Raw genomic sequence first — 22,990 nt, forward strand, 5'->3', positions numbered from 1 at the left:
CGGGGTCAGCCTGGCGGACGTCAGCCTGGCCACCAACAGCCTGGAAAGTGAACGATGTTCCGCACTGTTCTGTTCCCGATCGATCAGAGCCGCCAGACGATGGATACGGCGGCCGTCGCCCTGCAGCTGGCCCAGCAGCACGGCAGTCGCCTGGTGGTGCTTTCCGTGGTGGAGCCCGAGGAGGGGGTGATGCACGATGCCGCCGCCGTGGCCCAGCTGCTTGAGCAGGCCCGGGGGCACTTCCAGCAGGCCGGAGTGGCCTGCGAGGTGATCGAGCGGGAGGGCCGGCCCGCCTTCGTGATCGGGGATGTGGCCGATGAGATCGAGGCCGATCTGATCGTGATGGGGACCCGCGGGCTCTCCCTCGACGACGGGGCGGCGCCCAGCACCGCCTCGCGAGTGATCCAGCTGGCTCCCTGTCCCGTTCTGGTGGTGCCCTGATGGACCTGGTGGCCGGACCGGCCGGTCAGGGGCTCAGCCTGGCGGCGCCGGCGATCCAGTGGTACCCCGGCCACATCGCCAAGGCGGAGCGACAGCTGCTGGGCCAGCTGGCCAAGGTGGATCTGGTGATCGAGGTGCGCGATGCCCGCATCCCCCAGGCCACCGCCCACCCGCGCCTGCGGCGCTGGATGAAGGACAAGCCGCGGTTGCTGGTCCTCAACCGCCGCGACATGGTGAATGGGGGGGCCCGGCTCGCCTGGGACCGCTGGCTGCGGGAGCGCGGTGAGACCCCCTGGTGGTGTGACGCCAAGCTCGGAACCGGTGTCAAGCAGCTCCAGGACGCGGCTGTGCGGGCGGGGGAGCAACTCAACGCCCGTCGCGCCGGCCGCGGCATGCGCCCCCGCCCGGTGCGGGCCCTGATGCTCGGCTTCCCGAACGTGGGCAAATCCGCCCTGATCAATCGGTTGGTGCGCCAGAAAGTGGTGGACAGCGCCCGCCGCGCCGGGGTCACCCGCACCCTGCGCTGGGTGCGTCTGGGCCAGGCCCTCGACCTGCTCGATGCCCCCGGCGTGCTGCCGTCGCGGCTGGAGGACCAGCGCTCCGCCCTCCTGCTCGCCCTCTGCGACGACATCGGTCAGGCGGCCTATGACAGTGAGGCGGTGGCCTGCGCCTTCCTGCGGCTGATCGACAACCTGGAGCCCCTGGGGTCAGCCGGCATTCCCTCCGGGCTGTTGCACAAACGCTATGGGGTGCCGATGTCCCGGCTCGGGGCGGCCGAGGACCCCGTGGACGCCTGGGGCTGGCTGGCGAGTGCCGCCGCCCGGCACACCAGTGGCGACACGGCCCGCATGGCCCAGCGCCTCCTTGACGACTTCCGCCGATCGGTGTTGGGGCCGATCGCCCTGGAACTGCCGCCGCCGCCGGAGCCTCCACCGGCATGAGCGGTTTCGGGGACGGAGAGGGGGATCTCGTCACGCTCCGGTACCCCCGACCGCTGCCGATGCGGCTCGATCGCTGGCTGGTGGCCCAGCGCCCCGAGCAGAGCCGGGCCCGTATCCAGAAGTTCATCGAGGCCGGCTATGTCCGGGTCAACGGCGTCACGGGCCGGGCCAAGACCCCCCTCCGCCACGGGGACGCGGTGCAGCTCTGGGTGCCGCCGCCCGAGCCCCTGCCGTACCTGATCCCCCAGCCGATCCCCCTCGAAGTGCTGTTCGAGGACGCCCACCTGATCGTGCTCAACAAGCCCGCCGGCCTGACGGTCCATCCGGCCCCGGGCAACCGGGACGGCACCCTGGTGAACGGCCTGCTGCACCACTGCCCGGATCTGCCGGGCATCGGCGGGGAGCGGCGCCCCGGCATCGTGCATCGCCTCGACAAGGACACCACCGGCTGCATCGTGGTCGCCAAGAGTCAGGTGGCCCTGGTGCGCCTGCAGAGCCAGATCCAGACACGGGTGGCCTCCCGGCAGTATCTGGCGGTGGTGCATGGCGCCCCCGCCGCCGCCAGCGGCACCATCGTGGGGGCGATCGGCCGCCACCCCGCCGACCGCAAGAAGTACGCCGTGGTGGAGCTGGAGAAGGGCCGTCATGCCTGCACCCACTGGGACCTGCTCGAGCGCCTCGGCGATTACTCCCTGCTGCGCTTCCGGCTCGACACCGGCCGCACCCACCAGATCCGGGTCCACTGCGCCCACATCGGCCACCCGATCGTGGGGGATGCCACCTACAGCCGTTGCCGCAGGCTGCCGCTACCGCTCGATGGCCAGGCCCTGCATGCGGTGGCGCTCGGGCTGGATCATCCGATCAGCGGCGAGCGGATGGAGTTCGAGGCCCCGCTGCCGGAGCCGTTCGAACGCCTCCTCGGCCTGCTGCGCCAGCGCCGGTGAGTCGGCCGGACCGGCTGGGTGCCGGGATCAGCCGGTCCGGCGCAGCGCCTCTTCCGCCTCCTCCCGCATCAGATCGAAGAGGGTTTCGCGCTCGAACAGATCGGCCACGGCGATGGCGGTCAGCACGGCGAAGCCGATCGGCAGCAACAGGGAGTAATCCTTGCTGAGCTCAAAGCTGAGCAGGATCGCGGTCAGGGGGGTGCGGGTGAGCGCCCCCAGAAAGGCGGCCCCACCGGCAAAGAGGAGGGAGGCGGGGGCGTAGTGGACGACCTCCAGGCTGAATTCCCGCAGCAGCATCCCCAGGGACGCCCCCACCACCAGCGCCGGGGCGAGGATGCCGCCAGGGGCCTCCGCCGCCACCGCCACGGCCGTGCCGATGGCCTGCACCACCAGGGCCAGCAGGGCCATCACCGGCGTCGTCAGGCCCAGCAGGGCGTCGAAGCCGAGCTTGTCGGGGCTGTCGAAGGAGGAGGGCAGTGCCGCCGCTCCCACCCCGATCAGCAGACCCACCAGGGGCAGCAGCTGCCAGGGGGGCAACCGCCAGCGACGGAAGACGAGCCGCAGCCGCAGCACCCAGCGCTGGTACTGCATGGCCAGCAGCCCGGCCAGGACTCCGAGCAGCAGCAGGAAGGGCATGTCCACCAGCCGAAAGGTGTCGATGCGGCTGGGGTCGACCACGATCGGGGCCAGGTTCCGCATCCAGGCCGGTGAGCTGGGCGCCGACGAGAGCAGTCGGGTCCAGGCCACCGTCGCGAAGGTGGCGAAGGTGGCGATCGCGTTGACGCGGATGTCGGCCTTCTTGAGCAGTTCCTCAAGGGTGTAGGCCAGTCCGCCCAGGGGGGAGTGGAAGATGGCGGCGAGGCCGGCGCCGCTGCCGATCGCCACCGCCACCCGGCGGGTGCTGCCCTTGGCCCCCACCACTCCGGCGGATTCCTTGGCCAGGGAGGCCCCGATCTGGATCGAGGGACCTTCCGGCCCCACCGGCAGACCGCCCCCGATGGCGACACCACTGGCCAGCAGCTTCACCAGGGCCACCCTCCAGCCCATCGGCACGGGCAGTCCCCGAAGCCAGACCATCACCTGAATGATCCCCGAGCCCTTGGCGCCGGGTTCGACGCCGCTGATCAGCGCACCGGCGATGCCGCCCCCGAGCGCCCCCATCAGCGGCAGCACCAGCAGCCTGGGCAGGCGGGAGGCCAGCTCCAGCCGCAGGTCGTTCACCGCCCCGATCTCGAGGGCATAGACCCAGATCGCCACCCCGACGCCCAACCCGATGGCGTTCACCAGCAGGAACAGCATCAGCAGGCGGCGGAGTTTGCGGAGCCGCTGGCTCGGAGAGACCGTCATCGTCAGGCCACCGCCGGCAGGCGCGGGCAGGCCTCCACCAGCAGCCGGGTGATCGCAGCGCGGGGCGCCGAGAGCAGCCGTTCGCCGGGGCCTTCCTCCACGATCCGGCCGCCGTCGAGCACGATCACCCGCTGGCAGAAGCCACCGGCCACCGCGAGATCGTGGGTGATGAAGATCAGCCCCAGCCCCAGCCGCTCCTGCAGGGAACGCAGCAGGGCCAGCACCTCCGCCTGCACCTCGGCGTCCAGCATGCTCACGCTTTCGTCGCAGAGCAGCACGGCGGGTTCGAGCACCAGGGCGCGGGCGATCGCCACCCGCTGCTGCTGGCCGCCCGAGAGCTGGCGGGGCCGGCGGTTCTCGAACTGCTCCGGGGGCTCCAGCCCCACCGCCGCCAGCCCCCGCCGGGCCGCCGCCCGGGCCTCACTCCGGCTGGCCAGGCCGTGGATCAGCAGGGGATCCGCCACGGCCTCGCCCACGGTCATGCTCGGATTGAGGCAGGCCAGTGGATCCTGGAAGACCATCTGGATCCGACGGCGGGCCCGGCGCAGCTCGCCGCCCCGCAGGCTGCGCAGGTCGCGGCCCCGCAGCCGCACCGATCCTCCCCGTGTGGGGGCCAGCCCCATCAGGGCACGGCAGAGGGTGCTCTTGCCGCAGCCGGACGCCCCCACCACCCCCACCGTCTCGCCCTCCCGCAGCTGCAGGCTGACGCCGTCGACGGCCTTGATCCAGGCCCGCCGCCAGGGGGGGGAGGGCAGTGGATGCCAGCAGCGCAACTGGTCAATCTCCAGCAGCAGCGGTTCCTGCCCCGCGGCCGCGGCGGTGGCGCTGCCCTCGCGGGCGCGGGCGGCCGCCACGAGCCGCCGGGTCAGGGGCGCCCGGGGCCGGGTGAGCAGCACAGTGGCGGGGGCCTCCTCCACCAGCTGGCCCTGATCGAGCACGGCGATCCGTTCGCACCAGCGGCCCGCCAGGGCCAGATCGTGACTGATCAGCACCAGGGCGCTGCCGCTCTCCCGGCAGAGGCTGGTGAGCTCGGCCATCACCTGGGCGGCCACCGCCACATCCAGGCTGGTGGTGGGTTCGTCGGCGATCACCAGGGCCGGCTCCAGGGCCATGGCCAGGGCGATGGCCAACCGCTGGCGCATGCCGCCACTGAATTCATGGGGATAGCTGCCGAAGCGCTCCGGTCCGATCCCCACCCGCTGCAGCAGCCGCTCGGCCCGCCGACGGCGCTCGGGCCGGTTCCAGTCGCCGCGGTGGGCGGCCAGGGTGTCGCTGAGATGCTCCCCGATCCGCAGCAGCGGGTTCAGCCGGGTCATCGGGTCCTGAAACACCAGCCCCACTGCCTCGCCGCGGAGGTGGCGGAGCTGGGGCCGGCTCAGCCGGCGGGGATCCCGGCCCGCCAGCAGCAGCTCCCCGTCACAGCGGCTGCCGGCGGGCAGCAGCTGCAGGACGGCGCGGGCCACCGTGCTCTTGCCGCAGCCGGAGGGACCCACCAGGGCCAGAGTGTCTCCGGGGGCGAGCTCCAGGTCGAGGCCGTCGAGGGTGGGTGGACCGGCAGTCCCCGGGTAGCGCACGATCAGGTCCTGCAGGCGCAGCACCGGGCCGGCGGTCGAGGTGGCGGCCATGGGGTGCGACGTCGATGAACCCGGCCTGGCTTCCGTGCGGAGCCCTGAACCGTCGCAGCATTGTTGCGCCTTCTGCATACGATGGGACCACGGGGAGGCGGTGATGCTTGAAACGGCCGCTGGATGTCGGGACGCTCCTTCCCTGCCGAGCGGGGTCGATCCCCTGGGCACCCCCTGCGAGGGCGCCCAGGGCGAGATCAGCCGCCCCACCGCGGCGCCGCCGGCCCCGCCCCGCCCCCTGGGCTCCGCCGGGTGCCCGGGCCGCTCCCCCGACGCCTACGGTGTCCCCCTCCCCAGCTGGCTGCGCGCCTGCCTGGAGCAGGCCCCTCCCCCCTCGGACGGCTCCCCCGGCCGCAGCCTCAGGGACGGCGAAGCCCTGCTAGCGGCGGCCTTCGATTTCTCCTTCCAGCTCCACGACGGCCAGGTGCGGGCCACCGGGGAGCCCTACATCATCCATCCGATCGCCGTCGCCGATCTGCTGCGCGACATCGGTGCCAGCCCCGGTGTGATCGCCGCCGGCTTCCTGCACGACGTGGTGGAGGACACCGAGGTGAGCGCCGATCAGCTCGAGGAACACTTCGGCGCCGAAGTGCGCGCCCTGGTGGAGGGGGTCACCAAGCTCGGGGGGATCCATTTCACCAACCACACCGAAGCCCAGGCGGAAAACCTGCGCCGGATGTTCCTGGCCATGGCCAGCGACATCCGGGTGGTGCTGGTGAAGCTGGCCGACCGGCTGCACAACATGCGCACCCTCGCGGCGCTCAAGCCCGAGAAGCAGCTGCGGATCGCCCGGGAAACCCGCGAGATCTACGCGCCGCTGGCCAACCGGCTTGGCATCGGCCGTTTCAAGTGGGAGCTGGAGGATCTGTCTTTCAAGATCCTCGAACCGGAGGCTTACCGGGAGATCAAGCAGCAGGTGGCCACCAAGCGCAGTGAGCGGGAGGAACGGCTGGGGGTGACCGTGGAGCTGCTGCGCAGGCGGTTGGCGGCGGCGGGCCTGGCCGATTGCGAGGTGAGCGGTCGTCCCAAGCATCTCTATGGCATCTGGACAAAGATGCAGCACCAGCAGAAGGCCTTCCACGAGATCTTCGACGTGGCGGCCCTGCGCATCCTCACCCCCAATCTGGAGAGCTGTTACCGGTCCCTGGCGGTGGTGCATGACACCTTCCGGCCCATTCCCGGCCGCTTCAAGGACTACATCGGCCTGCCCAAGCCCAATGGCTACCAGTCGCTGCACACGGCGGTGATCGGCCGCCACCGGCCGATCGAGGTGCAGATCCGCACCACCGAAATGCATCAGGTGGCGGAATACGGCATCGCCGCCCACTGGAAGTACAAGGAGGGGGGCTCGCCGGCGTCCGGCGGCGCCGCCGATCGCTTCAACTGGCTGCGTCAGCTCGTCGACTGGCAGCAGGACGGCGGCGGTGAGGACAGCAGCGATTACCTGGCCTCGATCAAGGAGGACCTGTTCGACGAGGAGGTGTTCGTGTTCACCCCCCAGGGTGATGTGGTGGGGCTGCGCAAGGGTTCCACCGCCGTGGACTTCGCCTACAGGATCCACTCCGAAGTGGGCAATCACTGTCAGGGCGTGCGCATCAACGACCGGCTCTCCCCCCTGGCCACTCCCCTTCAGAACGGGGATTTCGTCCAGATCGTCACCGCCAAGACGGCCCACCCCAGCCTGGACTGGCTCAATTTCGTGGCCACGCCCACGGCGCGCAACCGCATCCGCCAGTGGTACAAGCGCAGCCATCGCCACGAGAACGTGCAGCGGGGCACCGCCATGCTCGAGCGGGAGTTGGGTCGCGACGGTTTCGACGCCCTGCTCAACGGAGAGGCCATCGCCAAGGTGGCCCGCCGCTGCAATCTGGTCGGCACGGAGGATCTGCTGGCCTCGATCGGGTTCGGAGGGGTGACTCTCCAGCAGGCGCTCAACCGGCTGCGCGAGGAGATCCGGCTGGCCACGGCGGCTTCCGCTCCGGTGCTGAGCAATGAGGAGTTGGCCCGCAGTGTCTCCGCCCAGGCAGAACCGGCCGCTCCGGCCGTGGCCGGCGATGCCGCCAGCCCGATTCTGGGGCTCGAGGGGCTGGAGTATCGCCTGGGGGGCTGCTGCTGTCCCCTGCCCGGCGAGGCGATCCTGGGCAGCGTCGCCCTCGGCAACCACGGCATCACGATCCACCGCCAGGACTGCGCCAATGTGGTGGCCGTGCCCGTGGAGCGCCGCTTGCCGGTGCGCTGGAACCCCGCCGCCGATCAGCACCGGCGGCGCTATCCGGTTCAGCTGCGCATCGAGGTGCTCGACCGGGTCGGGGTGCTCAAGGATATCCTCACCCGTCTCTCGGACAGCCGCATCAACGTCAGTGACGCCCGGGTGCGCACGGCCTACGGCAAACCCGCCCGCATCGATCTGAAGGTGGAGCTGGGCAGCGCCGGCCAGCTGCGCACCACCATGGACCAGATCCGCTCCATGGCCGATGTGCTTGATCTCTGCCGCACCGGGATCGGCTAGGGGCACCGGTGCCCGGAGGGGTTTCTAGGGTGCCGGCGATCGACGGGTTCCTGGGGTGCTGCCATCGGTAGCCAATCCACTGCTGGCGATGCCCTTCGAAGCCGCTCTCGAAGGACTCGGGTCCGACTACTGGGACGTGGTGGAGGCGGCGCACTTCCCGATGGCCCGCCTGCGCTTCCGCAACGATGACCTGCTGCGCCAGCTGGGCCTCGATCCGGCCGCCATCGGCGATGGCCAGTTCGAGGCCGCCTTCGGTCGCTTCGAGGGGCGCATCCCGCTGCTGGCCCTGCGCTACCACGGCTACCAGTTCGGCACCTACAACCCGTTTCTCGGCGATGGGCGCGGCTTCCTCTACGGCCAGCTGCGTGATCGCCATGGCGCCTGGCAGGACCTGGGCACCAAGGGCTCCGGCACGACCCCCTGGAGCCGGGGCGGTGACGGCCGCCTCACCCTGAAGGGGGGGGTGCGGGAGGTGATCGCCAGTGAGGCGCTGCATCGCCTCGGGGTCACCACCAGCCGCACCCTGAGCCTGGTGGAAACGGGGGAGGACCTCTGGCGTGGTGATGAACCCTCCCCCACCCGCAGTTCGGTGATGGTGCGGATGGCACGGACCCACCTGCGGTTCGGCAGCTGCGAACGGTTGCTGCACCGGCGCCAGCCCCAGGCGCTGGAACGGTTGCTGCGCCATGGGGTGGCGCTCTACTACCCGGAGGTCGCGGCGGCCCATCCGGCTGACGGGCCCGGCGGCGCGGAGCCCCAGCTGCTGGCGTTCTACGGCGCCCTGGTGGATCGGCAGGTGCGGCTGGCGGCCGAGTGGATGGCGGCGGGCTTCACCCACGGGGTGCTCAACACCGACAACATGTCCCTGGCGGGCGAGAGTTTCGACTACGGCCCCTTCGCCTTCCTGGAGGGGTGGGATCCGGGCTTCACCGCCGCCTATTTCGATCACAGTGGCCTCTACGCCTACGGCCAGCAGCCGATGATCGTGCACCACAACCTGCGGCGGCTGCAGGAGCCCCTGGCGATGCTGCTGCCGCGACAGAAGCTGGAGGAGGCCCTCGAGCGTTTCGCCCCCGCCTACGACGCCCACTACCGGTCCCGGCTGCGGCGGCGCTTGGGCTTCCTCTCCCCCGCAGAGGCCGGCGCGGCGGCTCAGCTGCCGGATCTGGTGCCCCTCACCCTGCAGCTGCTCGCGGCCTGGCCGGTGCGCTACGGGAGCTTCTTCACGGCGCTCGCCGCTCGCATCGGCTCGGGCGGCCTGCCCGAGGAGCCCGATGCCCTCGTCCCCTGTCTGGAGGATCCGACGCCGCCGCCCCGTCCGCAGTGGCTGGCCTGGCGGGACGCCTGGTGGGCCTGGAGCCGGACCAGCCCCGCCGAGGACGCCGGGGCGATCGCCTCGACCCTCCGCCGCTGGAATCTGCCGCTCACCCCTGTCCGCGCCGAGATCGAGCGTCTCTGGGAGGCGATCGATCTGCGCGACGACTGGTCCCCCCTGGAGGACTGGCTCCAGGACTGCCGTGCGACCGATTGAGGATCTGATGACGCCGGCGAGGCCGGGTGTTGGCCGCTACAACCAGCGGGGCCCGATTCTGTCTGAATTCCTTCACCGGACCCTTGTCTGAATGAGCTCTCATGACTTCCGAACAGGCTGCTCAGCTGATCGACGACACTCTTGATCTGGTGCACCAGCGTCTGCAGGCCCTCGATGCCGTCCAGAAGGGTCGTGATCACAAGGCCCTCTCCGATGAGTTCCGTGAGTGGCGCCAACCCAGTGGCGGCCACATCGATCTGATGCTCTGTCCGGGCTTCAGCCACGGCTAGACCCCTCGCCGGACCTCCCCCCAATGGATCAGCCCGGTGCCCCAGATACCCTCGGGTGGCGCTCCAGCCAGCGCCAGTAGAGCGCGCCCAGGGCCACGGAGCTCACCATCCCCACCAGGCTGGAGCCCAGCAGCAGGCGGCTGGAGAAGGCCCAGCCCATCTCCCAGAACCCCTCCTGGTGCAGGGCTGTGATGCTCACGGGCCGGACGCTCGGCCCCAGCAGCCAGGACCCCACCTGGTAGTTGAACCAGTAGAGCGGCAGGTAGGTGATCGGATTGCTGATCCAGGTGCCCGCCGCGGCCAGGAGGTGGTTGCCGCGCAGCAGCGTGGCCAGGGCGATGCCGAGCAGGGTCTGCAGCCCGAAGAACGGGAAACAGCCACAGAAGATCCCAGCCGCCAGCCCCCGGGCCCGCTGGCCGGGGCTGCCCTCCTGGCGCCAGAGCCAGCCCATCCAGCGCCGCAGGCGCAGCAGGGCCCCCCTGACGGACCGGGGAAGCCGAGACTGGACGCGCCGTCGCCCGTTGGGATGCTTGGACTGGGACGACACCATTGCAGCGATCGCCACGGCGGTGGCGCCCGGTCAGGGGAGTGTGGCGATCGTAAGGATCTCCGGTCCCGAGGCGGAGACCATCGGCCGGCGCCTGTTCGAGGCCCCGGGCCGGCAGGTCTGGGACAGCCACCGGGTGCTCTACGGCCATGTGGTCGACCCGGACAGCGGCGAGCGGATCGATGAGGCCCTGCTGCTGCTGATGCGGGCCCCCCGCAGCTTCACCCGTGAGACCGTGGTGGAGCTGCAGGGCCATGGCGGCCTGGTGGCGGTGCAGCGGGTGCTGGAGCTGGTGCTCGCCGCCGGCGCACGCCGGGCCCAGCCGGGGGAATTCAGCCAGCGGGCCTTTCTCAATGGTCGGCTCGATCTCACCCGCGCCGAGGCGATCAGCGAGCTGATCACAGCCCGCAGCCGCCGAGCCGCCCAACTGGCGGTGGCGGGGCTTGATGGTGGCCTGCAACGGCGGATCGAGGCGCTGCGTGGCCGCCTGCTCGATCAACTGGCCGAACTCGAGGCCCGGGTGGATTTCGAGGAGGATCTGCCGCCGCTCGACGCCGGCACCCTGCGGGCGGAGCTGGCTCGGGTGGGGGGGGAGCTGGAGCGGCTGGTGGCGGAGGCCCGCCAGGGGGCGGTGCTGCGCGAGGGGCTGCGGGTGGCGATCGTGGGCCGGCCCAATGTGGGCAAGTCGAGCCTGCTCAACCAGCTCAGCCAGCGGGAGCGGGCGATTGTGACCGACCTGCCCGGCACCACCCGTGACCTGCTCGAGAGCGAGCTCGTGCTTGAGGGCGTGCCGCTCACCCTGCTGGATACCGCCGGCATCCGTGACACCGACGATCGGGTCGAGCAGCTCGGCATCTCCCGCAGCCGCGCGGCGCTGGCGTCCGCCGATGTGGTGCTGCTGCTCTTCGATCTCTGCAGCGGCTGGACGGCGGCGGACCAGGCACTGCGCGATCAGGTGCCGCCGGGGGTGCCGTTGCTGCTGGTGGGCAACAAGGCCGATCTCACCGATGTTCGCCCCGATGGGAGCGGGGATGGTGCCGTGGCGATCAGCGCCCTCACCGGCGCCGGCCGCGACGCCCTGGCCCGCCAGCTGCTGGAGTGCTGCGGCGCCGGGGTGGCCCAGGGTCTGCAGGTGGCGCTCAACGCCCGCCAGCGGGATCTGGCGGCCGAGGCGGCCGCCAGCCTGGAGCGCGTGCTGGAGGCGGCCGCGGCCGGGTTGCCGTGGGATTTCTGGACCATCGATCTGCGCTCCGCCGTGGGTTCCCTCGGCGAAATCACCGGCCAGGAGGTGAGCGAGGCGGTCCTCGATCGGGTGTTCGCCCGGTTCTGCATCGGCAAGTAGGGCCTGGCGGCGACGGCCGGCCGGCCTCACCGGCAGGATGGGGCCCCGGCTGGCCCCCCTTTCCCGGCGTCCCTCTCAGCGTGACCCTCCCTCCGCCCGGCGCCGCCGTTCTGCTGAGTCAGCCCCGGCTGGAGGGTCAGCTGCGGGCCTGGCTGGAGGAGGACATCGGTCGCGGTGACCTCAGCGCCGCCGCCCTGGTGGGCCGACCCGGCCGGGCCAGCTGGATGGCCCGCCGTGCGGGGATCTTCTGCGGCGGTGTACTGGTGGAGCCCCTGTTCCAGCTCCTGGATCCTGCCGTGGCCGTCCACCTGCTGGTGGCGGATGGGGAGCCGGTCGCGGCGGACCAGCGGCTGCTGGAGCTGGACGGTCCGGCCGGCGCCCTGGCGGCGGGGGAGCGCACGGCCCTGAATCTGGCGATGCGGCTCTCCGGAATCGCCACCGCCACGGCCTCCCTGGTGGCCCAGCTGGAGGGCAGTGGTGTGGGCCTGGCCGACACCCGCAAGACGACCCCGGGCCTGCGGCTGCTGGAGAAATACGCCGTGCGCTGCGGCGGCGGGCTGAACCACCGCCTCGGCCTCGATGATGCCGCCATGCTCAAGGAGAACCATCTCGCCTGGGCCGGTGGGGTGGAGCCGGCCCTGGCCGCCGTGCGTGCCGCCGCCCCCTGGCCGGCGCGGCTGATCGTGGAGGCCGAAACCGCCGCCGAGGCGGAATCCGCCGTGCGCGCCGGCGCCGATGGGGTGCTGCTCGATGGGTTCAGCCCCGCCGGGCTCCGGGACCTGGTCCCCCGGCTCAGGGAGCTGGCGGGAGGCCGGGGGGAGCCGGTGGTACTGGAGGCCTCCGGCGTGCAACCCGAGCAGCTGCGGGCCTACGCCGCCACCGGCATCGATCTGATCTCCACCAGCGCACCGGTCACCCGCAGCCCCTGGCTGGATCTGAGCATGCGATTCGAGGCGACTGCCCGGTAGGAGGAGGAGGCCCGGGTCTCCGGAGGCTTCCACCGGGAGGCGCAGCTGGGCGCTGGGGCCATCCACGGATCCCGGCCCCGGGGGCGACGGGGTGGCCCGGCACGATCCAGACCCAACAACCCAGCCCTGGTGCATCGGTTTCAGCCGTGGCGAGGGGGTGCCGGATGTTCCCTCCGTCGATGGCCTGCCACGGCGACAGGGGGATCGTGGGCCCCTGAACGGATCGGGACCGCTCCGCCAACCCCGGAGAGGGATGATCGACCCTGGACCCGATCCTCCGCACCGCACCCGTTCTCCATGCTGACCGTTTCGAAGGCCCTCCACAGCCAGCTCGCGGCGGCCCTGGAGCGGGCCTTCCCTGAAGCGGCGGCGGCGGCCGGTGTGGCCGGCGCCCCCCTCGACCCCCAGCTGGTCCCCGCCAGCAAACCCGAGTTCGGTGATTTCCAGGCCAACGGTGCCCTGCCCCTGGCCAGACCCCTCCAGCAGGCCCCCCGTGCCATCGCCGCCGCGATCGTGGCGCAGCTGGACACCGATCCCGCCTTCGCCGAGCTCTGCGAACCGCCCCGGATCGCCGGCCCCGGATTCATCAACCTCACCCTGCGGCCGCAGCGGCTGGCGGCGGAGGTGAGGGCCCGCCTGGGGGACCCCCGGCTGGGGGTGCCCCGGGCCCCGTCCCCGTCCCCGGTGATCGTGGATTTCTCCAGCCCCAACATCGCCAAGGAGATGCACGTGGGGCACCTGCGCTCCACGATCATCGGCGACTGCCTGGCACGGGTGCTGGAGTTCCGCGGCCATCCGGTGCTGCGGCTCAACCATGTGGGGGACTGGGGCACCCAGTTCGGCATGCTGATCACCCATCTCAAGCAGGTGGCTCCCGAGGCGCTCACCACGGCCGATGCGGTGGATCTTGGCGATCTGGTGGCCTTCTACCGCCAGGCCAAGGCCCGCTTCGATGCGGACGGGGGCTTCCAGGCCACCTCCCGCGAAGAGGTCGTGAAGCTCCAGAGCGGTGACCCGCTCTCCCGCCGGGCCTGGCAGCTGCTCTGTGACCAGTCGCGGCGCGAGTTCCAGCGCATCTACGACCGCCTCGACATCCGCCTGAGCGAGCGGGGTGAATCGTTTTACAACCCCCACCTGGAGGCGGTCGTCGCCGATCTCGACGCCGCCGGGCTGCTGGTCACCGACGCGGGAGCCCGCTGCGTCTTCCTCGAGGGGGTGGTCGGCAAGGACGGCCAGCCCCAGCCGGTGATCGTGCGCAAGAGCGATGGCGGGTTCAACTACGCCACCACCGACCTGGCGGCGATCCGCTACCGCTTCGCCCCCCCCCCGGCCGGGGACGGCGCCCGCCGGGTGATCTACGTCACCGACGCGGGCCAGGCCGGCCATTTCGCCGGCGTGTTCCAGGTGGCCCGCCGCGCCGGCTGGATCCCGACGGGGGCACGGCTCGAGCATGTGCCCTTCGGTCTGGTCCAGGGCGAGGACGGCAAGAAGCTCAAGACCCGCTCCGGTGACACGGTGCGGCTCAGGGATCTGCTCGACGAGGCGGTGGAGCGCTGTGGGGCCGACCTGCGCCGCCGCCTGGCGGAGGAGGAGCGCAGCGAAGGCGACGCTTTCATCGATCAGGTGGCCACCACCGTGGGCCTGGCGGCGGTGAAGTACGCCGACCTGAGCCAGAACCGGGCCACGAATTACCAGTTCAGCTTCGATCGGATGCTGGCCCTGCAGGGCAACACGGCGCCCTATCTCCTCTATGCGGTGGTGCGGATCGCCGGGCTGGCGCGCCGAGGCGGTGATCTCGGTGGTGCCGCCTTCCCGGATCCCCTGGCGTTCAGCGCGCCGCAGGAGTGGGCGCTGGTGCGCCAGCTCCTCCAGTTCGACGCGGTGATCGCCGAGGTGGAGGACGAACTGCTGCCCAATCGCCTCTGCACCTATCTGTTCGAACTCAGCCAGACGTTCAATCGCTTCTACGACCAGGTGCCGGTGCTCAAAGCCGACGAGCCGGCACGTGCTTCCCGCCTGGCCCTCTGTCGCCTCTGCGCCGACAGCCTCAGGCTGGGACTGAATCTGCTGGGAATTCCCGTGCTGGAGCGCATGTAGATTCCCGCCAGCAGACGATCCCGGCCATGGAGATGCAGCGCCGGGAAGGTCTGGCCGTGCTGGCCATCGTGATCCTGGGCTGGTGCGTACTCCTGCTGCTGGAACCTTCGGTCTTCTCGTTGCTTCGCGGCTCCCACTTCAACTGGGTACCCCTCCATTCCCTGGCCATCAGCCGACACGGCGACGCCGAAACAGGCCTGGTGGGCTATGCCTGTCGGTTGCTGACGATCGATTCCGAAGGACGCCAATCCGTCAGCTTTGACTACTTCAACCGCTACCCGATCGTCTTCTCGTTGCTGTCGCAGGGGTGGCTCTCCGCATTCTCCGATGGCAGCGAACGGATGCTGCTGGTCTCAAAGCATCTGATGAACGGGATCTTCGTCATGACCGCCGGCCTGCTCTATGGAGGCCTGCGGCTGGCCGGTCTGCGGATCTGGCCCTCGGCGATGGGCCTGCTGACCATTCTCGCCTCGCCGCTGTGGCTGCACTACCGGCCGATGTTTCACTTCGATCAGCCCGGCCTGCTCGGCTATGCCCTGGCGATCGGGGCCTATCTCGCCGGCCTGCGCCGTCCCCTGCTGGCGGGCCGGCAGCCCCGCCGGGTCCTGTTTCTCGTCGGGATTCTGCTGGCCAGCCTGCTGGGGCGCGCCTTCATCGTGAGCTTCTTTCTGCTGGGCTGCGCACTGCTGTCCCTCTGGCGCCGGCCCCTGCGCGGCACCCTGCCGTTGCTGGTCGCGGGCGGCGGGCTGTCGCTGACGGTGCCCCTCGCCGCCGCGGCCTGGGCGGCGAGGGTCGAAGCACGCCTGAACGGGGTCCCCCTCGCCGAAGTGTCGGTGGTGCAGTCCGCCCTCCGGCGCCTCGGGCTGCCGGGGGCCCTCTGGGCGGACGGGAACCAGTCGCGGCTGCAGCCCGGCGAGGCCGCCGCAGAGATGGTGGAGGCCATCGCCCGGCTGCTGCCCAGCCCTGGCATCCTCCTGGTGGGGGCGATCGCTCTGGGGTTGGCTCTGGTGGCACTCCGGTCCGGCGTCCTGATCCGCCCAGCGGCCCGGGGGGATCACGACGCCGGGGCGGTGCCGGGCGATCTGCTCAGTGCCGTGGCGATTGCCAGTGCCGGCTGGCTGATCGCCTTCCGCAATCTGATCGTCTTCCATGAGTATGCGGTCCTCTTTCTGGTGCCGCTGGTGGCCATCGGCACGGCGGTGCTCCTGCAGCGCTTTCAGCAGGGCCTGAGCGCACGGGGAGTCCCCGCCCGCTGGCGCCGGAGCATCGCGGCGGCCCTCACCGCCCTTCTGCTGGCCTCGTTCCTGGATGCCCTGAGGCTCTCGCTGCTGGCCTGGACGCCGCCGCCGGCGGAGGGGGCCGCCCTCAGCGGTTTCTACGGGGCGGTCGATCGCTTCAACCGGACTGGCGGCGGCGATCGGGCCGTGCTGTTCGATCCCCAGTGGGTGGAGAATTCGCCCTATGCCCCCTGCCTGCTGCTGGATGCGGATCTGCTGCAGGGGCCTGGTGCGGCGCACCGCCCGTTGCTGGTTCCTCCCCCCTTCCCGATCGAACCCGCCCGGCGTGAGGGCCTGCGGGATCCGACCCGCCAGCTGATGACCCGAGGCAGCCTGAAGGAGCTGCTCCCCTAATAGCCTCAGGCCCGATGATGCCCCCCGTGACGGATCCGGCCCCCCCCTGCCCGAGCGCCCGGCCCGAGGTCGAGAGTCTGCAGGCCTACAGCGCCCCGTTGGAGGGACGGCGAGGCTTGCTGCGGCTGGATTTCAACGAGAACACCGTGGGACCCAGCCCCAGGGTGGTGGAGGCGATCCGGGCCATCCCCGCCGACCACTACGCCATCTATCCCGAGTACGCCGGCCTGCGCGAGGCCGTGGTGGCCTCGTTGCGGGTCGAGGCGGCGCTGCCCCCTGGGGAGGCCGGCACCCTCACCCCGGCCCACATCGGTCTGTTCAACGGCGTGGATGATGCCCTCCACGCCGTGTTCCACGCCTTTGGTGCCCCGGGGGAGCGGCTGCTCACCACCAGTCCCACCTTCGGCTATTACACCCCCTGCGCCCGCATGCAGGGGATGACGATCGAGGCGATTCCCTACCGCTCCCCCGGGTTCGCCTTCCCCTGGGAGGAGACCCTGGCCGCCCTGCGGCAGCGGGCGCCACGGATCCTGCTGCTCTGCAACCCCAACAACCCCACGGGCACCTGTCTGGCGCCCGCGCGGATCCTGGAGTTGGCGGCGGAGGCTCCGGCCAGCCTGGTGGTGGTCGACGAGCTCTATGCCGCCTTCAGCGGCGACAGCGTGCTGCCGGTGCTCCTCCAGCACGGGGCCGCTTCCTTCCCCAACCTGCTGGTGCTGCGTTCCCTCGCCAAGACCGCTGGCCTGGCGGGGCTGCGCATCGGCTTCGCCATCGGCGCTCCGGCGCTGGTGGAGCGGGTGGGCCGGGTCTGTGGTCCCTATGACGTCAATAGTTTCGCGGTGACCGCCGCCCATGCGGCCCTGGCTGACCAGGCCTATGTGGATGCCTACGTGGCCGAGGTGCTGCGGGCCCGCGGCTGGCTGCTGCGGGAACTTCAGGCGGCCGGGGTGCGTCACCACGCCGCCGGTGGCAACTATCTGCTGATCTGGCCCCGCTTACCGGCCCCGGAGGTGGAGCGGGGGCTGCGCGCCAACGGCATTCTGGTGCGCTCGATGGCGGGCAAGCCCCTGATCGAGGGTTCGCTGCGGGTGAGCCTGGGCACCACCGAGCAGATGCGGCAGTTCTGGACGATCTACCGGAGGGTGGACCAGCTGTCGGCCCCACCGGCCCCCTGACGGGCGCACCCCCGTGCGCGGTGCAGCGTTCCCGCTCAGCGCAGCACCATGATCTGGGTGCCCTCACTCAGCGGGGCCCCGAAGCTCACCGTGCGGCCGGGTCGCTGCACGGGGGTGCCGCTCATCGCCTGCAGAAAGGGCTCAATGCCGCCCTGATCGCAGTTGGCCGGGGTCGTGCCGCTCACGTACTGCACCGGGATCACGCGCCGGGGGGCCAGGTCCCGCACCACGGCGGCCGCTTCGGCCCCGTCGTAGACCTTGGCGCCTCCACCCACACCGATGATCAAGAGATCGGGTTTGCCGATCAGCACCCGGTCCTCCGGGCGCAGGGCAGCGGCCGTGCCGCCGAGATGGGCGATCTCCAGACCCCCCTGCTTCCAGCGCCAGAGCGTGGCCTGGCCGAAACGGCGGCCACCGAGGCGGTCGTGGGGGATGGAGGCGCCCTCCAGCTTGAGGCCCGCCACCCGGTAGGACCCTGGGGCCACCAGCATCCGGCCGGAGGCCACCGGGGCCCCTTCATCGAGGAGCCGGCTGCTGGCCAGGATCACATTGGCGCTCACCCGCGGTTCCGGCAGGCCGGCGGCGCAGCCCACGGCTTTGAAGGGGTTCAGCAGCACCGTGGCGCCCCCGCCGCGGATCATCAGGGCACTGTGCCCGTAGCTGGTCACGGTGACGCCGCCGGCGGCCCGGGCGGCGGGGAGACCGGCGCTCAGGCCGCCGATCAGGGCCAGACCACCCACCCCCACACCGAGGCTGACGCCGAGGCGCCGCCGCCGGGCTGACGCCGCCGGGCGATGGACCGGGGCCGTTTGCGCTCGATCGGTGGCCATGCCTGGAGTGCGCGCCGCAGGCGCCGACAATGGCGCGAACCTAGCAGCGTTCCTCCGCCGGGATCAGGCCGCCTCCGCTCCCGGTGGGGCGGTTCGGGCGGCAGCCATCCGCAGGAAATTGGCCAGCAGGGCATGACCGGATTCTGTGAGCACGCTCTCCGGGTGGAACTGGACCCCTTCCAGGTGGGGATGGTCACGGTGGCGCAGCCCCATGATCGTGCCGTCCTCCAGCCAGGCGGTGATCTCCAGGCAGGCGGGCAGGCTGGCCCGTTCGGCGATCAGGCTGTGATAGCGGGTGGCGGTGAGCGGGCAGGGTAGCCCCTGGAACACCCCCGCCCCGTCATGGAGCACCGGAGAGGTCTTGCCGTGCATCAGCTCGGCCGCCCGCACCACCTTCCCGCCGAACACCTGGGCCAGACACTGGTGCCCGAGGCAGACGCCCAGCACCGGCACGCTCGGGCCGAGTTCGGCCAGCACCGGCAGGCACACACCCGCCTGGTCGGGATCGCCGGGCCCCGGCGAGATCAGGATTGCTTGGGGGGCGAGCTCGCGGATCTGCTCCACGCTGAGGGCGTCGTTGCGCTCCACCCGCAGATCGGCGGCCAGGGGATGCTCCGCCGCCAATTCCCCCAGGTACTGCACCAGGTTGAAGGTGAAGCTGTCGTAGTTGTCGAGAACGAGGAGCATCCCGTCGGCCGGATTGCGGATGGGCGCCCGCATGGGCACCGCTGGCCCATTCAACGCCCCCGGCCCTGACGGCCGGGCCCGCGGTTCAGAGCCCGAGCCGCTCCAGCAGGGGCGGCAGCAGCAACAGCAGGGCGATCAGCATCGAGGCCAGGGCGGCCACCAGCACGGCGGCGGCGGCGCAGTCCTTGGCGATGCGTGCCAGGGGGTGGAAGCGGCGGCCGATGGCCAGATCCACCACCGACTCGATCGCCGTGTTCACCAGCTCCAGCACCAGCACCGCCCCCACCGTGAGTACCAGCACCGCCAGGCGGTCGAGGCTCAGCTGCAGCCAGAGGGCCAGGGCGAACACCACCACCCCGGTGATCACATGCACGCGGAAGTTGCGCTGGCTGCTGAAGCCGTAGGCCAGACCCTGGGCGGCGTAGCGGAAGCTGTTGGGCAGATCCCCGGCCACCCGCCAGGCCCCGGGCCGCTGTCCCCGGCTCCGCCGCGAGGACTCAGGTGCCATCGGAACGGGTTCGAGAGGTACCAGGGTGGTCATCGGGTCTCCTGGGCGCGTCCACATCACCATCCGAGGCCACGCGACGGGATGCTGTCGGCCTGAACGTTACCGCTGCTGGCCAGGGTGGCCGTCACGACGGCCACCGCTTCCATCCTCCAGCAGCTGGTCCTGACGCTGCAGCATCGCCTCCAGGCTGGACTCATCGGGATGGTCCCAGCCGAGCAGATGGAGCAGCCCGTGGCTGGCCAGCCAGGCCAGTTCCCGCGCCAGGCTCACGTCCGCCGCCATGGCCTGGCGGGCGGCGGTCTCGATCGAGATCACGATGTCCCCGAGTTCCAGCGGTTCGCTCTCTGGGTCGTCCGGGCCGCCGGCAGGGGGCTGGGGCGTGCCGGGTTCGCCGCCTTCCTCCTGGGCCGCGAAGGCGAGCACATCGGTGGGGGCGTTGATCAGTCGCCACTGCCCGTTGAGTTCGGCGATGGTGGCGTCATCACACAGCTCCAGGCCGGCGCTGTAGGCCCCGCGGCGCAGCGCCGCGGGAAGCTCGGCGGTCAGGTCGGCCAGCCAGCCGCTCAGCCGGCCCCGCCAGAGCGCCTCGCCATGCTTCGGATCGGCCCAGGGACCGGCCTGGTCCAGCAGGGCCGGCGCCACGCTCCCAGCCACGCGGAAGGCCAGGTCCAGCTCGGGGTCCGGCCGGGTCCGTCCCCTCCCGCCGGCGAGGTCGCCGCCGTTCATTGGGGCAGGCTGGGGCGCCCGAACCAGGCCAGCAGCAACAGCACGGCGCTGAAGCCCGCAGCGGTGAGGCCGAAATGCAGCAGGCTCTGGCGGCCCTTGCGCACCATGTTGCGCATGGCCAGCTTCACGAAGCTGGGCGGTGGCCCGCTCGTTTGGGCACGCCCGGGCGTGGCCTCGGGCGGGGCGGAGGGCTGGGGCGGGGCGGACTCGGCCATGGGGCGGCAGGGGGAAACGGCTCAGGCCGCTTCGGAGGCGATCAGCACACCCTGGCGCAGCAGCGCCTGGATGAAGGGGTCGAGATCGCCGTTCATCACCCCCTGCACATCCGTCGTTTCCTCCCCGGTGCGCAGATCCTTGACCATCTGATAGGGATGGAAGACGTAGTTGCGGATCTGGTTGCCCCAGGCGGCTTCCACGATGTCGCCACGGATGTCGGCGATCTCGGAGGCCCGCTGCTCCTGGGCGATCACCAGCAGCTTGGCCATCAGCAGCGCCATCGCCTTCTCCTTGTTCTGCAGCTGGGAGCGCTCCTGGGTGCAGCGCACCGCCAGGCCGGTGGGCACGTGCAGGATGCGCACCGCCGTTTCCACCTTGTTGACGTTCTGGCCGCCGGCCCCACCGGAGCGGGAGGTGGTGACCTCCAGGTCCTTGTCGGGGATGTCGAGCTTCACGTCCTCGTCGAGCCTGGGCATCACCTCGATGCCGGCGAAGCTGGTCTGGCGCTTGTCGTTGGCGTTGAACGGCGAGATCCGCACCAGCCGGTGGGTGCCCTTCTCGTTGCGCAGGTAGCCGTAGGCGTAGCGGCCGTCGATCTCGATCGTGCAGCTCTTGATGCCCGCCTCCTCCCCTTCCGAGAGTTCGTCCACGGACACCGTCATGCCGTGGTCCTCGGCCCAGCGCGTGTACATGCGCATCAGCATCAGGGCCCAGTCCTGGGCGTCGGTGCCGCCGGCACCGGCGTTGATCGAGATCACGGCACCCTCCTTGTCATAGGGGCCGCTCAGCAGCCGCTCCAGCTCCCAGCGGTCGAGATCGCCCCGCAGGGTCTGCAGGCCGCCGTTGGCCTCCCCCAGCAGCTCCTCGTCGGGTTCGAGCTCGTGGAGCTCCAGGGTGGCCTCGGCGTCCGTGAGCGCCGCCCGCCAGCGTCCGAGTTGCTCTAGCTGGGCCTTCACCTCGTCGAGCTGGCGCATCCTCTTGCGGGCCAGGGCCTGGTCGTCCCAGAAATCCGGCTGGGAGGCGAGCTGCTCCAGGTCCCGCTGTCGTGCTGTCAGAGCGGGGACGTCAAAGACAGTCCTGGGCATGGCCCAGGCGGTCGGTGAGCTCGGAGAGATCGCGTTTGAAATCGGTGAGATCGAGCACCGGTTGGGGTCCCAGCGGTGCTCCGACCGTATCAGTCGAACTTCCGCGGCGGGGGCTCCCACGGCATCGCTCCGGTCGTCTGCTTCGGCGCCTCCCTGGGGGGATCTCCGCCGGTGGCCGCGGCGGAACGGGGGGTGGATCCGGCGGGACTTCTAGGATCGGGCTTCCTTCCCCGCCCAGCGATGGCCGCCGACGTCGAGATCTACACCTGGCGGTTCTGCCCCTTCTGCATCCGGGCCAAGGCCCTGCTGGATCGCAAGGGTGTGGCCTACCGGGAGTTCGCCATCGACGGCGACACGGCGGCGCGATCGGCCATGGCGGTGCGCGCCGATGGGCGCACCAGCCTTCCCCAGATCTTCATCGATGGCCAGGGGATCGGCGGCTGCGATGAACTGCATTCCCTCGAGCGCTCCGGCCGTCTCGAGCCGCTCCTGCACGGGAGCTGAGGGTGTCCTCCAGCGCCGTGGGGGGCGGGGAGGCCCAGCTGTTCGTCGTCGATCCGATCCAGCGGCTGCGCCCCGCCAAGGATTCCAGCGTGGCCCTGATGCAGGCGGCCCAGCGGGCCGGTCAGCAGGTGTGGGTCTGTACGCCGGCCGATCTGGCGGTCGAGGGTCAGCGACCCGCCGCCGGCGGAGGGGGGGCCACGCCGATGGTCAAGGCCAGCCCTGCCCGCCTGGGCGACATCCGCCCCGGCCCCGAGGGCTGGCAGGTGCCCGATCCCTGGGTGGAGCTGGGGGATTCCCGTTGGCTGGCGCTGGCCAGCTTTCCCCGGGTGTGGATGCGTAAGGATCCCCCCGTCGATGAGCCCTACCTCTACGCCACCCTGCTGCTGGAGCTGGCCGAACAGCAGGGTGTTCGGGTGCTCAACCGACCGGCGGCCCTGCTGGCCTGGAACGAGAAGCTGGGTTCCCTGCGCTTCAGCCACCTGATGGCGCCCTCCCTGGTGAGCGCTGATGTGGAGCGGCTGGCGGCCTTCGCCGCCGACCACCCGGAGGTGGTGCTCAAACCGCTGGGGGGCCGCGCCGGCCAGGGGGTGGTGCGAAGCGCCAGCGCCGCGCCGGGCCTGCGGGCCCTCCTGGAGCTGGTCACCCAGCAGCAGACCCTGCCGGTCCTGGCGCAGGCCTTCCTGCCGGCGGTCAGCGCCGGTGACAAGCGCATCCTGCTGGTGGACGGTGAGCCCCTGGGGGCGATCAACCGCAGGCCGCTGCCTGGGGAGTTCCGCAGCAACCTGGCGGTGGGGGGCGAGCCCGAACCCACCGCCCTCACCGCCGCGGAAACGGCAATCTGCGCCGAGCTGGCTCCAGCGCTGCGGCAGGCGGGGCTGTTCTTTGTGGGGATCGATGTGATCGGCGATCGCCTCAGCGAGATCAACGTGACAAGCCCCACCGGCATCCGCGAGATCGAGCGACTGGGGGGGATTCCCGTGGCCGACCTCGCCATGGAGCGGTTGCTGGCGGGCTGAGCGACCCGGTCCCGGTTCGAGCGGCCGGGC

At 71.2% G+C, this 22,990-nt stretch carries 22 protein-coding genes; 13 read left to right on the plus strand and 9 right to left on the minus strand.

Annotated features, from left to right (window positions below; all coding sequences use genetic code 11):
* Positions 1–54: 54 nt before the first annotated feature.
* Genes ACWJI7_RS03290 through ACWJI7_RS03300 form a run of 3 tightly spaced genes read left to right on the plus strand, consistent with a single transcriptional unit; the run spans position 55 to position 2,326 of the window.
* The gene (locus ACWJI7_RS03290) at positions 55–441 is read left to right on the plus strand and encodes a universal stress protein (RefSeq protein ID WP_479935344.1); all 387 of its coding nucleotides are present in this window, start codon (positions 55–57) and stop codon (positions 439–441) included.
* A complete protein-coding gene (gene ylqF / locus ACWJI7_RS03295) occupies positions 441–1,382 on the plus strand; it encodes a ribosome biogenesis GTPase YlqF (RefSeq protein ID WP_479935346.1) in 942 nt (313 codons plus the stop codon). Before ACWJI7_RS03290 ends, ylqF begins: the two co-directional genes overlap by 1 nt.
* Positions 1,379–2,326, plus strand: coding sequence for an RluA family pseudouridine synthase (locus ACWJI7_RS03300; protein WP_479935347.1), 948 nt, complete (start codon positions 1,379–1,381; stop codon positions 2,324–2,326). The genes ylqF and ACWJI7_RS03300 overlap by 4 nt, the downstream gene beginning before the upstream one ends.
* A gap of 27 nt (positions 2,327–2,353) precedes the next feature.
* Here the strand turns inward: ACWJI7_RS03300 and ACWJI7_RS03305 are convergent, their stop codons facing one another.
* Together ACWJI7_RS03305 and ACWJI7_RS03310 are read right to left on the minus strand one after the other, a co-directional pair.
* Entirely contained in the window at positions 2,354–3,673 is a 1,320-nt protein-coding gene (locus ACWJI7_RS03305; protein WP_479935349.1) for a ClC family H(+)/Cl(-) exchange transporter, read from the minus strand.
* Between the two features lie 2 nt (positions 3,674–3,675).
* A complete protein-coding gene (locus ACWJI7_RS03310) occupies positions 3,676–5,298 on the minus strand; it encodes an ABC transporter ATP-binding protein (RefSeq protein WP_479935350.1) in 1,623 nt (540 codons plus the stop codon).
* Positions 5,299–5,401: 103 nt separating this feature from the next.
* Between ACWJI7_RS03310 and ACWJI7_RS03315 the strand changes: the two genes are divergently transcribed.
* The 3 genes from ACWJI7_RS03315 to ACWJI7_RS03325 all read left to right on the plus strand — a co-directional run bounded on the left by ACWJI7_RS03315 (position 5,402) and on the right by ACWJI7_RS03325 (position 9,628).
* Positions 5,402–7,807, plus strand: a complete 2,406-nt coding sequence (locus ACWJI7_RS03315) for a RelA/SpoT family protein (protein ID WP_479935351.1) — start codon at positions 5,402–5,404, stop codon at positions 7,805–7,807.
* 58 nt (positions 7,808–7,865) lie between these two features.
* Positions 7,866–9,338 (plus strand): protein adenylyltransferase SelO, encoded by a 1,473-nt coding sequence (locus ACWJI7_RS03320; RefSeq protein ID WP_479935623.1) that lies wholly within the window; start codon positions 7,866–7,868, stop codon positions 9,336–9,338.
* A 101-nt stretch (positions 9,339–9,439) separates the two neighbouring features.
* Positions 9,440–9,628 (plus strand): hypothetical protein, encoded by a 189-nt coding sequence (locus tag ACWJI7_RS03325; protein WP_479935352.1) that lies wholly within the window; start codon positions 9,440–9,442, stop codon positions 9,626–9,628.
* A 28-nt stretch (positions 9,629–9,656) separates the two neighbouring features.
* Here the strand turns inward: ACWJI7_RS03325 and ACWJI7_RS03330 are convergent, their stop codons facing one another.
* Positions 9,657–10,178: a DUF2062 domain-containing protein gene (locus ACWJI7_RS03330; RefSeq protein ID WP_479935354.1), complete on the minus strand. Its 522-nt coding sequence runs from the start codon at positions 10,176–10,178 to the stop codon at positions 9,657–9,659.
* Here ACWJI7_RS03330 and mnmE point away from each other — a divergent pair.
* The 5 genes from mnmE to ACWJI7_RS03355 all read left to right on the plus strand — a co-directional run bounded on the left by mnmE (position 10,150) and on the right by ACWJI7_RS03355 (position 17,388).
* Positions 10,150–11,517 carry a tRNA uridine-5-carboxymethylaminomethyl(34) synthesis GTPase MnmE gene (gene mnmE / locus ACWJI7_RS03335; protein WP_479935356.1) on the plus strand — a complete coding sequence of 456 codons (1,368 nt, stop codon included), beginning with the start codon at positions 10,150–10,152 and terminating at the stop codon, positions 11,515–11,517. The two genes, ACWJI7_RS03330 and mnmE, sit on opposite strands and share 29 nt — an antisense overlap.
* Before the next feature lie 80 nt (positions 11,518–11,597).
* Entirely contained in the window at positions 11,598–12,485 is an 888-nt protein-coding gene (gene nadC / locus ACWJI7_RS03340) for a carboxylating nicotinate-nucleotide diphosphorylase (protein ID WP_479935357.1), read from the plus strand.
* Between the two features lie 297 nt (positions 12,486–12,782).
* Positions 12,783–14,582 (plus strand): arginine--tRNA ligase, encoded by a 1,800-nt coding sequence (gene argS / locus ACWJI7_RS03345; RefSeq protein WP_479935359.1) that lies wholly within the window; start codon positions 12,783–12,785, stop codon positions 14,580–14,582.
* A gap of 26 nt (positions 14,583–14,608) precedes the next feature.
* Entirely contained in the window at positions 14,609–16,213 is a 1,605-nt protein-coding gene (locus ACWJI7_RS03350) for a hypothetical protein (RefSeq protein ID WP_479935361.1), read from the plus strand.
* Between the two features lie 26 nt (positions 16,214–16,239).
* A complete protein-coding gene (locus ACWJI7_RS03355) occupies positions 16,240–17,388 on the plus strand; it encodes a pyridoxal phosphate-dependent aminotransferase (RefSeq protein ID WP_479935362.1) in 1,149 nt (382 codons plus the stop codon).
* Positions 17,389–17,423: 35 nt separating this feature from the next.
* On the opposite strand, the gene ACWJI7_RS03360 is transcribed toward ACWJI7_RS03355, so the two are convergent.
* From ACWJI7_RS03360 to prfB, 6 genes are all read right to left on the minus strand, one after another.
* Positions 17,424–18,218, minus strand: a complete 795-nt coding sequence (locus ACWJI7_RS03360) for an MBL fold metallo-hydrolase (RefSeq protein WP_479935364.1) — start codon at positions 18,216–18,218, stop codon at positions 17,424–17,426.
* Positions 18,219–18,281: 63 nt separating this feature from the next.
* Complete coding sequence (locus tag ACWJI7_RS03365) at positions 18,282–18,905, minus strand: anthranilate synthase component II (protein ID WP_479935624.1); 624 nt, start codon at positions 18,903–18,905, stop codon at positions 18,282–18,284.
* 85 nt (positions 18,906–18,990) lie between these two features.
* A complete protein-coding gene (locus tag ACWJI7_RS03370) occupies positions 18,991–19,413 on the minus strand; it encodes a diacylglycerol kinase family protein (protein ID WP_479935366.1) in 423 nt (140 codons plus the stop codon).
* A 99-nt stretch (positions 19,414–19,512) separates the two neighbouring features.
* Complete coding sequence (gene ybeY, locus ACWJI7_RS03375; RefSeq protein WP_479935367.1) at positions 19,513–20,139, minus strand: rRNA maturation RNase YbeY; 627 nt, start codon at positions 20,137–20,139, stop codon at positions 19,513–19,515.
* A complete protein-coding gene (locus ACWJI7_RS03380) occupies positions 20,136–20,354 on the minus strand; it encodes a DUF3285 domain-containing protein (RefSeq protein WP_479935368.1) in 219 nt (72 codons plus the stop codon). Before ACWJI7_RS03380 ends, ybeY begins: the two co-directional genes overlap by 4 nt.
* Positions 20,355–20,375: 21 nt before the next feature.
* Positions 20,376–21,498 (minus strand): peptide chain release factor 2 gene (gene prfB, locus ACWJI7_RS03385; protein ID WP_479935370.1). Its coding sequence is split into 2 segments (ribosomal slippage): positions 20,376–21,422 and positions 21,424–21,498, totalling 1,122 coding nucleotides; the frame shifts between segments, so codons are not numbered across the junction.
* A gap of 182 nt (positions 21,499–21,680) precedes the next feature.
* Here prfB and grxC point away from each other — a divergent pair.
* Positions 21,681–21,944 (plus strand): glutaredoxin 3, encoded by a 264-nt coding sequence (gene grxC, locus ACWJI7_RS03390; protein ID WP_479935626.1) that lies wholly within the window; start codon positions 21,681–21,683, stop codon positions 21,942–21,944.
* Positions 21,945–21,946: 2 nt separating this feature from the next.
* The gene (gene gshB / locus ACWJI7_RS03395) at positions 21,947–22,960 is read left to right on the plus strand and encodes a glutathione synthase (RefSeq protein ID WP_479935372.1); all 1,014 of its coding nucleotides are present in this window, start codon (positions 21,947–21,949) and stop codon (positions 22,958–22,960) included.
* Positions 22,961–22,990 lie beyond the last annotated feature (30 nt).

Source organism: Cryptocyanus atlanticus LEGE 06306 (assembly GCF_056633155.1).

What these genes read in the sequence shown, in the direction of transcription:
- ACWJI7_RS03290 (WP_479935344.1), top strand. Translation starts at nt 55, where the DNA reads ATGTTCCGCACTGTTCTGTTCCCGATCGATCAGAGCCGCCAGACGATG.
- ylqF (WP_479935346.1), top strand. Translation starts at nt 441, where the DNA reads ATGGACCTGGTGGCCGGACCGGCCGGTCAGGGGCTCAGCCTGGCGGCG.
- ACWJI7_RS03300 (WP_479935347.1), top strand. Translation starts at nt 1,379, where the DNA reads ATGAGCGGTTTCGGGGACGGAGAGGGGGATCTCGTCACGCTCCGGTAC.
- ACWJI7_RS03305 (WP_479935349.1), bottom strand. Translation starts at nt 3,673, where the DNA reads ATGACGGTCTCTCCGAGCCAGCGGCTCCGCAAACTCCGCCGCCTGCTG.
- ACWJI7_RS03310 (WP_479935350.1), bottom strand. Translation starts at nt 5,298, where the DNA reads ATGGCCGCCACCTCGACCGCCGGCCCGGTGCTGCGCCTGCAGGACCTG.
- ACWJI7_RS03315 (WP_479935351.1), top strand. Translation starts at nt 5,402, where the DNA reads ATGCTTGAAACGGCCGCTGGATGTCGGGACGCTCCTTCCCTGCCGAGC.
- ACWJI7_RS03325 (WP_479935352.1), top strand. Translation starts at nt 9,440, where the DNA reads ATGACTTCCGAACAGGCTGCTCAGCTGATCGACGACACTCTTGATCTG.
- ACWJI7_RS03330 (WP_479935354.1), bottom strand. Translation starts at nt 10,178, where the DNA reads ATGGTGTCGTCCCAGTCCAAGCATCCCAACGGGCGACGGCGCGTCCAG.
- argS (WP_479935359.1), top strand. Translation starts at nt 12,783, where the DNA reads ATGCTGACCGTTTCGAAGGCCCTCCACAGCCAGCTCGCGGCGGCCCTG.
- ACWJI7_RS03350 (WP_479935361.1), top strand. Translation starts at nt 14,609, where the DNA reads ATGGAGATGCAGCGCCGGGAAGGTCTGGCCGTGCTGGCCATCGTGATC.
- ACWJI7_RS03360 (WP_479935364.1), bottom strand. Translation starts at nt 18,218, where the DNA reads ATGGCCACCGATCGAGCGCAAACGGCCCCGGTCCATCGCCCGGCGGCG.
- ACWJI7_RS03365 (WP_479935624.1), bottom strand. Translation starts at nt 18,905, where the DNA reads ATGCTCCTCGTTCTCGACAACTACGACAGCTTCACCTTCAACCTGGTG.
- ACWJI7_RS03370 (WP_479935366.1), bottom strand. Translation starts at nt 19,413, where the DNA reads ATGGCACCTGAGTCCTCGCGGCGGAGCCGGGGACAGCGGCCCGGGGCC.
- ybeY (WP_479935367.1), bottom strand. Translation starts at nt 20,139, where the DNA reads ATGAACGGCGGCGACCTCGCCGGCGGGAGGGGACGGACCCGGCCGGAC.
- ACWJI7_RS03380 (WP_479935368.1), bottom strand. Translation starts at nt 20,354, where the DNA reads ATGGCCGAGTCCGCCCCGCCCCAGCCCTCCGCCCCGCCCGAGGCCACG.
- grxC (WP_479935626.1), top strand. Translation starts at nt 21,681, where the DNA reads ATGGCCGCCGACGTCGAGATCTACACCTGGCGGTTCTGCCCCTTCTGC.